13 protein-coding genes and 1 pseudogene are annotated in these 14,495 nt (G+C 57.4%); 3 read left to right on the forward strand and 11 right to left on the reverse strand.

Annotated features, from left to right (window positions below):
• The first annotated feature begins 352 nt into the window (after positions 1-352).
• Complete coding sequence (locus FHT29_RS24565) at positions 353-622, forward strand: hypothetical protein (RefSeq protein ID WP_092576071.1); 270 nt, start codon at positions 353-355, stop codon at positions 620-622.
• Positions 623-948: 326 nt separating this feature from the next.
• Here the strand turns inward: FHT29_RS24565 and FHT29_RS24570 are convergent.
• The 7 genes and pseudogenes from FHT29_RS24570 to FHT29_RS24600 all read right to left on the reverse strand — a co-directional run.
• Positions 949-1,305, reverse strand: a pseudogene (locus FHT29_RS24570) (elongation factor G); the annotation flags it as partial.
• 37 nt (positions 1,306-1,342) lie between these two features.
• The gene (locus tag FHT29_RS24575) at positions 1,343-2,071 is read right to left on the reverse strand and encodes a creatininase family protein (protein WP_168596050.1); all 729 of its coding nucleotides are present in this window, start codon (positions 2,069-2,071) and stop codon (positions 1,343-1,345) included.
• A 6-nt stretch (positions 2,072-2,077) separates the two neighbouring features.
• Positions 2,078-3,034 (reverse strand): ABC transporter permease, encoded by a 957-nt coding sequence (locus tag FHT29_RS24580; protein ID WP_168596049.1) that lies wholly within the window; start codon positions 3,032-3,034, stop codon positions 2,078-2,080.
• Positions 3,031-4,113 (reverse strand): ABC transporter permease, encoded by a 1,083-nt coding sequence (locus FHT29_RS24585; RefSeq protein WP_168596048.1) that lies wholly within the window; start codon positions 4,111-4,113, stop codon positions 3,031-3,033. The genes FHT29_RS24580 and FHT29_RS24585 overlap by 4 nt, the downstream gene beginning before the upstream one ends.
• Positions 4,110-5,714, reverse strand: a complete 1,605-nt coding sequence (locus tag FHT29_RS24590; RefSeq protein WP_168596047.1) for an ABC transporter ATP-binding protein — start codon at positions 5,712-5,714, stop codon at positions 4,110-4,112. Before FHT29_RS24590 ends, FHT29_RS24585 begins: the two co-directional genes overlap by 4 nt.
• Complete coding sequence (locus tag FHT29_RS24595) at positions 5,704-6,693, reverse strand: BMP family protein (RefSeq protein ID WP_168600250.1); 990 nt, start codon at positions 6,691-6,693, stop codon at positions 5,704-5,706. The genes FHT29_RS24590 and FHT29_RS24595 overlap by 11 nt, the downstream gene beginning before the upstream one ends.
• 1,398 nt (positions 6,694-8,091) lie before the next feature.
• Complete coding sequence (locus tag FHT29_RS24600; protein ID WP_246703103.1) at positions 8,092-9,111, reverse strand: IclR family transcriptional regulator; 1,020 nt, start codon at positions 9,109-9,111, stop codon at positions 8,092-8,094.
• 89 nt (positions 9,112-9,200) lie between these two features.
• Here FHT29_RS24600 and FHT29_RS24605 point away from each other — a divergent pair, with 89 nt between their 5' ends.
• Both FHT29_RS24605 and FHT29_RS24610 read left to right on the forward strand, forming a co-directional pair.
• Entirely contained in the window at positions 9,201-9,635 is a 435-nt protein-coding gene (locus FHT29_RS24605; protein ID WP_037190926.1) for a VOC family protein, read from the forward strand.
• Between the two features lie 3 nt (positions 9,636-9,638).
• Entirely contained in the window at positions 9,639-10,082 is a 444-nt protein-coding gene (locus tag FHT29_RS24610) for a VOC family protein (RefSeq protein WP_037190929.1), read from the forward strand.
• Positions 10,083-10,152: 70 nt separating this feature from the next.
• Here FHT29_RS24610 and FHT29_RS24615 read toward each other — a convergent pair whose 3' ends face one another.
• From FHT29_RS24615 to FHT29_RS24630, 4 genes are read right to left on the reverse strand one after another with little or no spacing between them, the layout of a single operon-like run.
• Positions 10,153-11,400: an ABC transporter substrate-binding protein gene (locus tag FHT29_RS24615; protein ID WP_037190931.1), complete on the reverse strand. Its 1,248-nt coding sequence runs from the start codon at positions 11,398-11,400 to the stop codon at positions 10,153-10,155.
• 42 nt (positions 11,401-11,442) lie between these two features.
• A complete protein-coding gene (locus FHT29_RS24620) occupies positions 11,443-12,546 on the reverse strand; it encodes an ABC transporter ATP-binding protein (protein ID WP_168600251.1) in 1,104 nt (367 codons plus the stop codon).
• Positions 12,547-12,550: 4 nt separating this feature from the next.
• The gene (locus FHT29_RS24625) at positions 12,551-13,459 is read right to left on the reverse strand and encodes a carbohydrate ABC transporter permease (protein WP_051963186.1); all 909 of its coding nucleotides are present in this window, start codon (positions 13,457-13,459) and stop codon (positions 12,551-12,553) included.
• The gene (locus FHT29_RS24630; RefSeq protein ID WP_168600252.1) at positions 13,456-14,331 is read right to left on the reverse strand and encodes a sugar ABC transporter permease; all 876 of its coding nucleotides are present in this window, start codon (positions 14,329-14,331) and stop codon (positions 13,456-13,458) included. Before FHT29_RS24630 ends, FHT29_RS24625 begins: the two co-directional genes overlap by 4 nt.
• Positions 14,332-14,495: the final 164 nt, after the last annotated feature.

The following is a 14,495-nucleotide window of genomic DNA, read 5'->3' on the forward strand; positions in this document are numbered from 1 at the left end:
TCCATATGTGAAACACCGTCTATATTGCCGTCTATATAGACAGAGCATCCACACTCTCACTCACTGCACAATGCGGCCCAACTCGGATGCGTACGCTCATCTTGCAGGCGGGAGTACGTATAAACCCTCAGTCGCCACCGCCCACTTATTCGGTTGGAGACGATATCTCATCTTACGATTTGAGTACGAGGAGGCCACGCAACGCCAGCGAACAGAGCTTTCACAAGCTCTAGGGCCTAAGTCCTTACTTGGTCGGGACTTTGGTCCGTATTCACGAGCGCCGCTCATGGCATACTACATTTAAGGCGCGGGATAGCGCGTCACAGCTGTATGTAAATGGGAATGGAAAGACATGAAAAGGATTGTAATCGCGGCGCTGGTGCTCGCAACGACCTTGGCCGCATCGCCGGCATTCTCTCAGGTCTACTTTGAATACGGAGTCGGATCTCGCTACGACTATGATGCGCCGCCGCCACGCTATTACAGCGATCCACCGACCTACGCAGATGATGGATACTATGACGCTCCGCGCTATAGGTATCATCGCCGGTGCTGGACAGAGAGGCGCTACGGCTACCGTCATCATCATCGGGTAGTAGTGCGCGAAACCGTTTGCGAGTAGTTGGTGCGAACGGCGAGTTCTTCCCCTCTCGCCTGATGCGAATGCCACATTCACAAAACTGTCACACAATGATAGATTGAGCTGCGCAAGTTACTAAACTCCAGTTCACATCCGACTCGCGCTCTCAACAGTACTCCTGTGGTTGCCCTGCCTGGCCCCACCTGGCAGGGCAATTTTCTTTGAGGCAATTGGAACCCTAAGTGGGCGACACATTGCGCAGAAGTTAGTAACTTTTCACTGGTGTCATCAAGCCTCCAACATACTTCAACGACTAACCATGCTATACCCATGCCGGATAACCATCCCCGAGTGTCAGCGAATGGTCACACAAGCCGCGATGAAATGGCATAGAGCGCGTTGCTGGGCGGCTCGTGATCTTCGATCAGTTCTTCGAGAAGCCGGTCATCGAATTCGGACAGGTGTTCCAGGAGCTCGCTGCGCGCTTCGTGCTCGCGCTCGGCCGCGCTTTCGGGGATTGCGATCAGCGCCGAAGTCTGGCCTTCCCGATAGCGCCACGCCCGTTCCGAAATCAGATCGCAACTGCCTATGATCCTGTCCCCCTCGCGGATCGGGATCTGGCGAAGCAAAAGCGTGTGGTTGGCGTAGTCTTGAAGCGCGGCGATCACGTCCCTCAGCCGCCCTCTCGGTTCGTCCATCCGGTTGACGAAGAGGATGCACGGCGTCGCCGGAAACGAAGCAACAGCGATCGGATTGCATTTGTCATCTATCCGAGAGGAATAGCTCGACAAGTTTGACGCTCTCATCAACGATACGCGCAATCAGCGCCTCACCCTTGGCTGCCGTGGACGACGTTGGGTCGCCGAAGACGCCGGATTTGTTGAACGTGCTGAGACTGATCGCCTCCATGCCAAACGTCGCGGGGAATGTCGGATATTCCGCTGCGGCCTTGTCCATTCTCACCAGATGAGGGGCCAGCGCCAGCATCATCGAGGTCTCGACTTCGTCCGCATGGTAGAAGGTCGGCGCGGCGGGCTTGCTGTCGCAGATATCGTTTGCAGCCTGCTCCATACCTGGATAATCCAGATGAAAGACGGGAAAACCCGTCTCCTGCTTCAGCAGACGGGCAGCCAGCGCGATCGGCTCTCGATTTCCAAAATGGCCATTGACGATGACGAGCGCCCTGAAGCCGGATCGTGAAAGTCCCCGACCGATATCCATGAAGATCGCGCGCATGGTGTCTGGCGAAAGCGACAGTGTGCCCGGGAATCCTTCGTTGTTCCATGCGTCACCGTAGGCAATCGGCGGCAACAGAAGACCGCCGATTGCCTCGGCAATGCGCCGCGCCACGCCCTGTGCCATGACCGTATCCGTCGACAGCGGCAGGTGTGCACCGTGCTGTTCCTGTGCACCAACGGCCAGCACGGCGACCGCACCCTTGCTAATCGCCTGCCCAACTTCAGGCGAGGTAGCTTCATGAAGATCAAGCATCGTCAGTTATCCTTTTTGCGAACCACTGCGGAGAAAGGGCAACCCGAGGGCAGCAGGCGTGCCTTGACGGCCGGCAAATCCGGCAAGCACCACAATCGTCAAGACATACGGCAACATGAGGAGAAATTGCAGTGGTACATTGATGGGCAGAAGCTGGGCTCGCAGTTGCAGAGCATCCGCGGAGCCGAAGAGGAGAGCGGCAAACAGAATGCCAACGGCATGTCTGCGACCGAGAATGAGGATGGCAAGGGCGATATAGCCGCGACCCGCCGTCATGTTGTCGAGAAAGATGCCTGTTGCTGAAAGCGACAAAAAAGCACCGCCGAGTGCCGCCAGTCCACCGGAAAGAGCGATCGCGATATACCGCGTGTGGACGACATCGACGCCGAGTGTCTCGGCTGCCTCGGGATGCTCGCCGACAGCACGGATATTCAACCCGAATCGCGTCTTCTTCATCACAAACCAGGTAAGAACGATCAATAAGAGCCCGAGATAAGCCAGCATGTCCTGACGAAACAGCAGCGGGCCGACCAGCGGGACATCACCGAGCCCGCCGAAATCAACAGGCGCGAAGGGTTCGATCCGCGGTCGATCCGTGGCCGCCCCAAAGAACAGGCGATAGAAGAAGGAAGTAACGCCGACCGACAGCAGGTTCAAGGCAATCCCAACCACCACCTGATTGGCGCCAAGCGTTATCGTATATAGGCCGAGCAGAAGGCCGGCGGTGACGCCAGAAAGCACGGCGGCAACAATACCTATGGCCAATTGCCCAGTTGCAAATGTGACAACGAAACCTACGAAGGCTCCAATGAGCATCATGCCTTCCAGTCCGATGTTCAGGACACCCGACCGCTCCGCGAAGAGTCCGCCAAGGGCTGCGAGCATGATCGGTATAGCCAACCGCATTGAAGCCGCTAGAAAGCCAGCAAATACCGGATCGTTCAGAGCGGACAACATATTCATGTTACCGCCCCCGGCCGCAATCGGCGAGAAAGCCAGCCCGAGACGAGCGGCAACGCCGCTCTGCCGATGAGAAACAGAACGACAAGCCCCTGAATGACTGTCGTCAGCGTGCTCGGCACGCCCGCCGCCGACTCCATAGTCGTCGCTCCTATCTGCAACGCCGCAAACAGGAACGCAGATGCCAATACACCGACAGGATTGGTCTGACCGAGCAGCGCTACGATGATGGCACTGTAGCCGAAACCGGGTGAAAGGTTCTCGATCATGCGCCGCTGCACGCCGGATACCTCGGCAAACCCTGCAAGGCCGGCGAGCGCGCCACTGATCAGAAAGCCGAGCATGAGAGTGTAACGCACATCGATCCCCGCATTGAGCGCAGCACGCGGATTAAAACCGACCACACGCAACCGGAAGCCACCCACCCGTTTCCAGAGAAACAGATGTGCCAGAATGACAGCGACTACGACGATAAGAACGCCGGCGTGCAGGCGCGTTCCAGACAAAAGAGTGGGAAGCCGCGCTTCTGTGGTCAGTCGCGCTGTCTGCGCCAACGGCGAATTGGGATCCTTAAGCGGTCCATGCAGAAGGAAGGAGACGAAATCGATCGCTACGTAATTCAGCATGATCGTGGTGATCAGCTCATCAGCGCGAAAGCGAAGTTTCAGCCAGGCGGCGAGCCCCGACCAGAGCGCACCAGTCAGCGCCGCCGCCAGCATCATTGCCGGCAGAAGGAGGACAGAGGGAAGAGCGGAGCCTGCGACGCCGACGGCAGCCGCCGCGGTCCCACCAAGGTATAACTGTCCCTCGGCGCCAACATTGAAGACGCCAGCCCGGAAGGCAAGTGCAATGCCGAGACCGCAAAGCGCAAGCGGTACGGTGCGCACCAAGGTCTCCGACAGCCCATTGCGACTGCCGAGGGCCGCATCGAGAAGTGCACCATATGCCGTCAGCGGATTGACGCCGACTGCAGCGATCAACACTGCGCCCACCATGAAGGCGGCTAATGCCGAAGCCGTGCTGCTGACCAATGCGGGTGGAACGTACGGCCGTTTCAATTGAACATCTTCTGTTCCGCTCATGTCACCTGCCCCGCCATCATCAAACCCAACCGTTCGACGGTCACCTCTTCCCGTTTCAACTCGCCGATTGCCTTGCCCTTGAACATGACGACAATTCTGTCTGAAAGCGCGAGGATTTCATCGAGCTCAGTCGAGATCAGAAGCACTCCGGCCCCGGCAGCGCGGCGGGCGAGAAGCTCTCGATGAACGAATGCGGTTGCCCCAATATCCAGACCACGAACGGGTTGAACGGCGACGATCAGGCTGGGATCACGCGAAAGTGCCCGCCCGAGGACGACCTTTTGCTGATTGCCGCCCGAGAGCGTTCCGATTTTCTGCTCCCGGCCCGTAGTGCGTACGTCGAAATCCTTGATGATCGTATCTGCAAGCGATGCTATCGCCGCCTTGTCGATCCAACCGCCTCTGGAGAATGGCGCATCTCCGACGCGCTCCAACACGGCGTTCTCGCTTATCGTCATCGACTCCACCAATGCCGTGCGGTGGCGATCCTCCGGTATGTGGGCAAGACCAAGGTTGATCCGCTCCGCGACAGAACCATGCGTGACCGCGTAGCCGTTTATGCTGATCGAGCCACCTTCGACTTTGCGCAGGCCGACGATCGCCTCGGCCAATTCCTGTTGACCGTTCCCATCAACGCCCGCGATGCCGACAATTTCGCCTGACCTTACGTTCAGGCTGGCACCGCTGACGCACCGAACGCCGCTTGTATCACGGCAGACGAGGCTCTCGACCGAAAGCACGGGGCCTTTGTCGTCTTCGGCAACAGCGCCCAAGGGGACTGCGTCTTCCAGCTTTGGCAAAGCGATATCTGCCCCAACCATCATGCGCGCCAGACTGCGTGCATCTGTATCCGCGGTGGCGGCGCTCGCCACGACGCGGCCGTGTCGGAGCACCGTGACATGCGAGGTCAACGCCATCACTTCGTCGAGCTTGTGGCTGATGAAAATAATTGCCACGCCCTCCGCTGCGAGCAGGCGCAGGATGCGAAATAATCCGCTGGTTTCCTGCGGCGCCAGCACGGCTGTTGGTTCATCAAGAATAAGGATGCGGGCGCCGCGATATAGCACCTTCAAGATTTCCACCCGCTGCTGGCTGGCAATCGAAAGATCAGCGATGCGGGCATTCGGGTCAACATCCAGATCATAGGCCTTTGCCAGCGCCCGAATATTGTTGGCGCATTGCTTGAGGTTGGGAATGAGCCTCCCGGCAGAAGAAAGACCAAGACACACGTTTTCTGCAACGGTGAGCGGAGGCACCAGCATGAAATGCTGATGGACCATGCCGATACCAAGCCGCATGGCTTCAGCAGCACCTGCTATTGTCTCTCTCTTTCCGCCGATCCGCACCTCGCCCTTGGAGGGAACCAGGAGACCGGCCAAAACCTTCATCAGGGTCGACTTGCCAGCACCATTCTCCCCGAGCAGGGCATGAATGTCGCCTGCCCTGACGGTGAGATCAACAGCATCATTGGCAACAAAACTGCCAAAAATGACCCGAATGCCCCGCATGTCGAGCAGCGGCGCAGCTTTCGTCTCAGCCTCCCCGACAACCTCCGACGCGATGCCGGAAGTTGCGGAAAAACCTTCATTCTCAGTCGGCATTTGACGTATCCAGCGGCACAGTGAAAGCGCCAGACTTGATCGCATCAAACTTTGCCTTGACGGCCGTCAGCACGTCCGGGGAAACGCCGGCATCCAGCCCGTGGAAATCGGCGAGTCTGACGGCACCTTCCGGAATGCCGAAGGACCAGTTCTGGCTCGTCCAAGTCTTATCCTCGACAGCTTTGCCGACAGCTGTGATAAGAGGACCGAGATCCCACAGAACACTCGTCAGCACGGTTTTAGGTCCAAGATGGTTCTGATCGGTCATGGCGCCGAGCGCAAACACATTCCTGGCATTTGCGGCATCGATCACGCCGACGCCCTGCGCGGATAAAACGTCGGCCCCCTGCTCGACCTGAGCAATCGCGGCCTCCTTGGCCTTGGGCGGGTCAAACCAGGAGCCGATGAAGCTATGGAGAACCTTCACACTAGGAACCATCGCCTTGGCACCGGCTTCGTAGGCGTGGAAATTGGCGAGCATATTCGGCGCCGGCATGCCGCCGACCCAGCCGATGGTCTTGCTCTTGGATGCCCCGGCGCCCAGCATGCCGGCCAGATAGGCGCCCTGATAATCGGGGTTGGAATAACTGCCGACATTGGGGGCGAGCTCTTTGGCAGTTCCCGCCATGAACGTTGTGTCCGGGAAATCCTCGGCTACGTTCAGGGTGGCGTCGCCATAGGAAAACGAGTGAGCAAAAATCAACTTGTAGCCGCGCGATGCATAGTCGCGCAAAACACGCTCGGCATCCGCATCGCTGACATTTTCTGAATAGGCAACCTCTGCACCCAACGCCTTGGCAGCCGCCTGAAGCCCATTGTAGCCGACCGAATTCCAATCATTGTCGCTGATCGGACCAGGCATGACCATCGCGATTTTCAACCCGGCAGCATGAACCGCCTGCGAGCCGCCAAAAGCGATCAGCATGACTACCGCCAGAAGCTGCACCCCTTCTCTCAATGTTTTGAAAATACTTATCATCAGTTCCCTCTCTTGTTTTTTGTGAATTCAGGGCCACTCGATCACCAGACGATCGGATGAGTCTGCCCGGTCTATACGCTCACAGAGGCGACCCACACACAGCAGCTTGTCAGCCCCGTACCTAACGAGGGCTACTAGCGTTAAACCCCAGCGTACCAGCACCTCATTAAGAGCGTTGATAAGAAGGCCATCGGTAAGATTTGAGGATGAGGATGCCACGAAAATGCCTACTGAAATGGGGCAGTCTGAGCCTCAAGCGAAGCTTCCGGCAATACCCTATTGCTCAATTACTAGGCTTGTAAACGTGCCGTCTAAAAATTAACACCCTAAGAGAACACGGACATGTTTTCACATCACGGCAGTGTCGCTCTGGCATGCGAGGCGGGAATATGGAACGGGCGGGCGCCGGCGCTATCTCCGTGGCGCCATGTGATTATGAATGTCCGCCTTGTCGGCCACGGCATTAATAGATCATTCTTATTAATTGTCGCCACAATAGACGCCGCGACAACCATCCAAGAGGGAGTACTCCGCTCATATGTTTCAACTTATATTTTATGAACGATGAAAATAGTACTGGTCACGCCATCATAGTTGTCAGCGTCGGCAACGATGTGGTCGTCCACGCCGCCTGCTGAAACGATGTCACCGACCGGAGGCACGATGGCGATCCCGACTGATGAACTGTAGATGTGCCTCTCACGGCGAGGATCGTGGTGCCGTCGACACAGCGCTGCTCGCACGTCGTCGGCACGAGCTTGGCAGTGTATGCCATTTCGGGACCTTCGCCGCCCTCTACCGCTTTGGCCAGAAATCTCAATCTGGCGCTTTGCCGTGGCCTGCAGTCGCGTGTAGAGAGCGTTTGCCATCGCGTTTTCCTATATGGCCCAGTCATTTGCCATATTTCTAATTAGCAGCGGTTTCATGCTACCTTCTCTGCCGAGGGGCACATAACTATGAGCGAGTTAGAACTCCGCCGTGAGGCTCGAAAGGTTGACTGCCGCAAGCCCGTCGAGGGGACGCGTTGCGCTTATGCGGTATGCTGGACCAATCAAGCTATTTTCGATCCGGGCCGCATAGATGCAAAATGTTGAAATTTGGTCCGTGCAGCAATGCTATTGGAGCGTGTTCGAATGTCTGACAGGAAGGCCGTGATCGGCACGCTGGCCTGATTTCACAAAACCACACCCTCTCTCGTCGTTGACGAGATAACGTGATATCGCATGCGCGACAGCTTGACGACCACCTCATGTCACTCCAGCGCGGCCGCTAATGCGCCTGGTCATAAATCGGATGGGCTACAGCCCTGTGGTTCGTTACCCGCTGAAGCGCTCCATCCACTCGCCAACGATATTCGCAGGCAGATAGAGGAGAGGCTCGGATCTCGCCGAAGCGCTTTTAATTCCTCTTCGCCGTCTTGCGATGCAGGCTGGGGTTGACAGCGGCTGCCTCAACCGAAACGACCGCTGGTTTCGCCTGCGCGATCTCCCTCGTGATTGCGTCCGCTGTCGAAAGCACAACGCGCCTGATTTCCTCAATTCGCCGTTCATCGACGCCAGCAACGAAGGGTACGCTGACCGCCGCGACGACCTTCTCTTGATAATCGCGGATCGGGGCGGCGATGGCATGAACGCCGGACATTTGCTCGCCCATATCCCGCGCCCATCCGGCGGCACGAATGTTCTCTAGTTCTTTTAGCATCCGGTGAGGGTCGGAAATCGTGAAGCTGGTGAAACTCTCGAGCTTTGTCAGCTGGCGAGCAATATCCTCCTGCGCTGCGAAAGCAAGCAGGACCTTGCCGGCAGCCCCAGCATGGAAGGGAAGCCGCTGGCCTGCCGACGCAGTCAGCGCGTACTGACCGCGGCCCTGGGCAGCAGCGACCACCAGAACATTGTCACCTGAGGGAACTGTGAGCTTGCTGCCCTCCCCTGTCACCTCCGAAATTCTATTCAGATACGGCTGTGAAATCGCCAGCAAGTCGTAGCTTGCCACAGACGGAGCGACGTGGGCGGCAAGTGTCAGGAGCCGCCGGCCAAGTGTATAACTGCCAGTGGGAGAACGATGGACGAAGTCGTGAGCGCTCAGTGTGTTTAACATTCGATAGACCGTCGTCCGCGAAAGCTTCACCGCCTTGACCACATCACGGATCGTCGCACCCTCGGGGGTGCGCTCCAATAGCGCGAAGACCTCGACCATCTGTTCGATGACCGGGATGCGATACTTCTGGGCGGCGTCTTCACTGATCTCGTGCATTCGGAACCCTGTTGGCCTGATGAGGGGATGCTCTGCGTTCAATAAGCAATGCATGCCTTTGGCGCAATTGTAGCTCGCTTCGGTTGACTCTGGAGCGAAAGTTTCGATAAATTCGCAAATGAACTTCATCCGGTTCAAATGTAAACAAGGCAACGGAATACTCAAGCTATTCTATCGTTGCCTGATGCTGCTCTGGAGCAAGGCGCTCTTTGAAAAGCCGCGCTTCCGGAGGATTTCAAGGAGGAGGAAGAAAAATGAAAAATGTGAAAGCGATCGGGCATGTTGCCGTGAGCGTGAAGGACATCGAACGTTCGATGGATTTCTACGTCAACAAACTCGGCTTCGATGAAATGTTCAGGCTGGAGCGTGATAACCGTCTCTGGATCGTCTATCTGCGCATTACCGATACGCAGTTCATCGAACTCTTTCCCGAGGGCGTCGGCGACAGCGCGCCGCCGTTTGCTAATGTCGGCTACAACCATCTCTGCCTTGAAGTCGATGATATCGATGCGGCTATCGCGGAAATTACCGGTCGCGGCGTTACCCTGACGGCCGAAAAGAAGCTTGGCGTCGATCATAACTACCAGGCCTGGATCGCCGACCCCGAAGGCAACCGGATCGAGCTGATGCAGCTCGGCGCCGACGCCATGCAGACGGCCGCCATCCGCCGCATCAATGGACAGGCCTGAGCCATGGATCTGTTCAGACATCTCGGGCATATCGCCCTGCGCGTGAGCGATCTCGACAAGTCGCTTTCTTTCTACAAAAAGCTTGGTTTTCGCGAAATGACGCGCCTGCTGAATGATCAGGGAGAGGCGTGGATCGTCTATCTCAGGATCAATGACGACCAGTATCTCGAACTTTTCCCAAAGGGCGTAAAACGGCCGCAAACCGGACCGGATGTGATTGGCATCTTCCATATCTGCCTCACGGTCGACGATATCGACAAGACGTTCGCGGAGCTTGCAGAAGCTGGCATTCAACCGAGCCAGCCGCGCCAGACCAAACGCGGGATTGATGGCAATCGCGGCGGATGGATCGAAGATCCCGACGGCACGCAGATCGAGGTCATGGAAATGGCGCCCCATTGCATCCAGCTGAAGGCAATTGAAAAGCTGCGGGCGGAAACCGTTTGACCGGCCTCTAACCGTTACTATGGGTCCCGAGGCCGCCTAGCCTGGCGGCCTCGGCTTTTTTGCGCTTAGCTCAGAAGATGTGGTCGTAGGCATCCTGCATGGCATGGATGAAGTCGTCGTCAGTGCGCTTCGGATCGCTCCAATACTTGTCGGCCTCTTCCCAGATCGTCCGGTACCAATCGGCGTCGGCCGTGTTGAAGGGGTTCGATACCTGCTTGTTCGGGTCCTTAAGCGTATCGAGTACGAGCTTGTTGCAGGCATCGAGATTGGTCGTGTCGGCGTCGGTTCGAACCGGACTTGCGCCCTTCTTCAGGACGAATTCCGCGTTCAGTTTTGGATCGACATCAAGCTTGGCAAAGTCTTCCTGTGCCTTGGCAGTTTCCGCATTGCCGGTGTTGAGAAACCCCCAGGAATCGACGGTCACGACGACGGCCCTAGTACCGGGAATGTTCATGCAATCGAAATCAGTGCCGAGTTTCTTGTTCGCCGCCAGGAACTCGCCCTTCATCCAGTCGCCGTGGATCTGCAGCAGCGCCTTGCCGGTGATGACCAGATTGGTCGTATCGTTCCACTGACGGTTCGGCGATCCCGGATCTGTGTGATTGGCGATCTGTCGAAATCGCTTCAGCGCGGCGCGCATTTCGGGTGTGTCGAGCACGCTCTTGTCGGGCTTTTCGCCGTAGAAGCGGTTGTAGATATCAGGGCCCTCCTCAGCCGCGATAAGTGCCTGCAGCAGATATGCCTTCTGGAATTGATCGCCGCCTTGAGCGATTGGGATATAGCCCGCGGCCTTCACCTTGTCGAAGGCGGCGAACAGGTCATCGAGCGACTTCCAGGATTTCGGATCGATGCCGACCGCATCGGCGACATGCTTGTTGTAATAGATCATGCCGTCGATGTGCACCGTCGCCGGCGCTTTCATGATCTCACCGTCGACAGTAATGTTGTTCAGCACCGAAGGCGGAAAGTTTTTGGTGGCTCCAATGCTGTTGAAGAGCTTGGTCAGCGGCATGCCGAGATTCTGCTTGTTCAAATCGCGATAGATGCCGGGATCGGAGTTCATGAAAATCGCAGGTGGATTGCCGCCCGTGATCATGTTCATCAGGCTGACATTGGCCCCGGAATCATGGGCGATCGAAAGATCCTTCCATTGGTGTCCGTCCTTGGCCCAGGCATCACGCAACACGCCGAGTGCAGCGATTTCGGAAGGTTTCGACCATGTGTGATAAACAACGATATCGTCCGCCCGCGCATTGCCTGCAAGTGTGGTGGCTGCAAGCAGCAGCGCTACCCCCGCCAGAAATTTCCATTTCCTCATGCGTCATTCCTCCCTTTTGAAACCTGGCCTTTTGAATTCTGGCTAGAGCCGCCGGCCGGTCGGCGCATCGAAGACATTAAGCTTATCGAGCGGCAGATAGACGGGCAGACTCTGTCTGCCGCGATAGCGATTCGCATCGCGTCCATCGACGCGGACGGCGATGCTCTTTCCGGACATGGTCAGAAAAGCGAAGGCATCGGCGCCCGATTTTTCGAAATATTCGACCGGGCAATCGAAGCGAATGGTCGCGCCCGCATCACCTCGTTCTTCCGTCAAAAGTTCTTCTGCGCGGAATCCGACCTTGACCGCGCCGCTCTCCGCCGCCTGTCCCTTCCATTTATAGTGGCCGAGGTTGATCTCGGCGCTGCCCTTGTCCTCCACGGCCACCAGCCCGCTGCCGTTTCTCCGAACTGTGCAGTCGAGCACGTTCATTGCCGGAGAACCGACGAAGTCGGCGACGAACAGGTTGGCGGGCTCGTTGTAGATTTCATCGGGCGTGCCGAACTGCTGGATGACGCCCTTGTTCATGACCGCGATCTTCGTCGCCATGGTCATGGCCTCGATCTGGTCATGCGTCACGTAGACGACGGTGTTGTTCAGCTGGTTGTGCAGCTTTTTGATCTCGATCCGCATCTCGTTGCGCAGCTTCGCGTCGAGGTTGGAGAGCGGTTCGTCGAACAGGCAGACGCCGTATTGCTTGACCAGCGCCCGGCCGATGGCAACGCGCTGGCGCTGGCCGCCGGAGAGCTGGGAAGGCTTGCGGTCGAGCAGATGCCCGATCTGCAGCAGCTTTGCCGCCCAGGCGATGCGTTGCTCCGCTTCCGCCTTGGTGATGCCGCGGGACGAGAGCCCAAAGTTCATATTCCCGCGCACGGTCTTGGTCGGATAGAGCGCGTAGGACTGGAACACCATCGCGAGGCCGCGATCCTTGGGGTCGAGATAGCTGACGTCGCGCTCGCCGATCAGGATCTCGCCGCCATCGATTTCCAGTAGCCCGGCCAGCAGATTGAGGAGAGTGGTCTTTCCGCAGCCCGATGGGCCGAGGAGCACGAGGAAATCACCGTCGCCGATGCTCAGATTGAGGTTCTCGATAACGGTGAGCGCGCCGAATTTCTTGACGATATTGTTGAATGCGATGGATGGCATGCCTCTATCCCTTGATGGCGCCGGCCGTGATGCCCTGCACGAAGAATTTACCGAGGACGAAATAGATGACGAGCGGCGGCAGCGCGGTCAGCAGCGCCGACGCCATGTCGACGGCATAATTCTTGGCGCCGGTGGTCGTAACCGTGATGTTGTTGAGCACGACCGTCATCGGCTGCGTATCCTGTGCGCCAAAGGTCAGGCCGACCAGGAAGTCGTTCCAGATGCCGGTGATCATCAGAATCAGCACGACGATCATGATGTTGCCGGACATCGGCAGCACGATTTCGAAGAAGATCCGCCAGAACGAGCCTGAGTCGATCATCGCCGCCGCGATGATCTGCGGCGGCATTCCTCGGAAGTAGTTGCGGAAGATCAGGGTCAGGAAGGGCAGCGACAGGACGCTGTGAATGACCGCGATGCCGAAGGTCGTGCCGTATATATGCAGCGTCCCGGCAATCTTGATCAGCGGATACATGATGATCTGGAAGGGCACGAAGGCGCAGATGAAGAGCACAAACAGGAAGCCGTTCGCCCATTTGACGTTCCAGAGCGCAAGCCCGTAGCCGGTGATGATCGAGAGCGAAATCGTCAGCACGAGGCTCGGCGCAAGAATATAGAGCGAATTAACGAAACCCACCCGCACACCGTTGCAGTTCATGCCGGAGCAGGCTTGCGTCCAGGCGTAGGTCCAGGCATCGGTCGTCCAGGGTGAGGGCAGGGAGAAGATCTGCCCGAGCCGAATTTGGTCCATCGTCTTGAACGACGTCACCACGATGACGTAGAGCGGCACCGCGAAGAAGGCGGCGGCCATCAGCAGGAAGACGAAGACCACCACGCGATGCGGCCGAATGAACGGGCGACGACGGGCTTTCACCTGGTTAGCGGATTGCGATGTCAGGGGTATCGCCGTCATGTCGCATTCCTCTGCCTGATAGCCGTGACGATGACGAGCGGCAGGAAAAGAACGAGCGTGGTCAGCAGCATCACGGTCGCGCCCGCCGAGGCGAAACCGAGGTTCTGCTTCTGCCAGTAGGCGTCGATGACAAAATAGGCAGGCATGACGGACGCGCCGCCCGGGCCGGCGTTGGTCATGGCGACGATGATGTCATAGGCCTTCACCACGCCGATGCAGAGCAAGATGATGCAGGTCAGGAAGGTGAGCTTCATCATCGGAATGATCACCTCGATGTAGAGGCGCCAGAAGGGTACGCCGTCTAGACGCGCGGCCTGCCAGATCTCGGTGTTAATCGATTTCAGTCCGGACAGCATCAGCGCCATGAAGAAGCCGGTCGATTGCCAGACGGCGGCAAGGATGACGCCGAACATGACCGTGTCCTGGCTTGCGAGCCAGTTGAAGGATGCGCTTTGCCAGCCAAGCGAATGAAGAACGTTCTCAATACCGAGGCTGGGATTGAACAGCCATCGCCACACGAGGCCGGTCACGATCAGCGAAACCGCCAAGGGGTAAAGGAAGATGGTTCTGAATAAGCCCTCGCCGTGCACCTCCTTATCGATCAGCGCCGCAAGGATGAAGCCGACGACGATCGACAGCAGGCTGCCAAGGGCGAAGATCACCAGATTTTGCAGGGACAGCAGCCATGATGGATCATGAAACAGCCGCCAATATTGTTTCAAACCGATCAGTTCATAGTCCGGAAAGCGGCGGCTGGCCGTGAATGATAGATAGACGGTCCAGCCGATTGCCCCAATGAAAAAGACAAGCGTCAGCAGGGCCGCAGGCGCAACGGCCAAATGCGGGGTGACGCGGCTCCATCGGATTCCCATGAGCCTCCTCCTTTGGCTGCAAGCGCTTCACTCCTCTGAAACGCCGTCAACCAGTTTTTATATGAACTTCCTCTAGTTCATAACGGACCAACTATAGGAATCGTAAAACAGCAATGTCAATCGGATTTCAGCCTCGTTTCCCGATTGCGCAGTTTGACGAGCCA

This window comes from Rhizobium sp. SG741 (assembly GCF_012275435.1).
In the GTDB taxonomy this organism is placed as follows: domain Bacteria; phylum Pseudomonadota; class Alphaproteobacteria; order Rhizobiales; family Rhizobiaceae; genus Rhizobium; species Rhizobium lusitanum.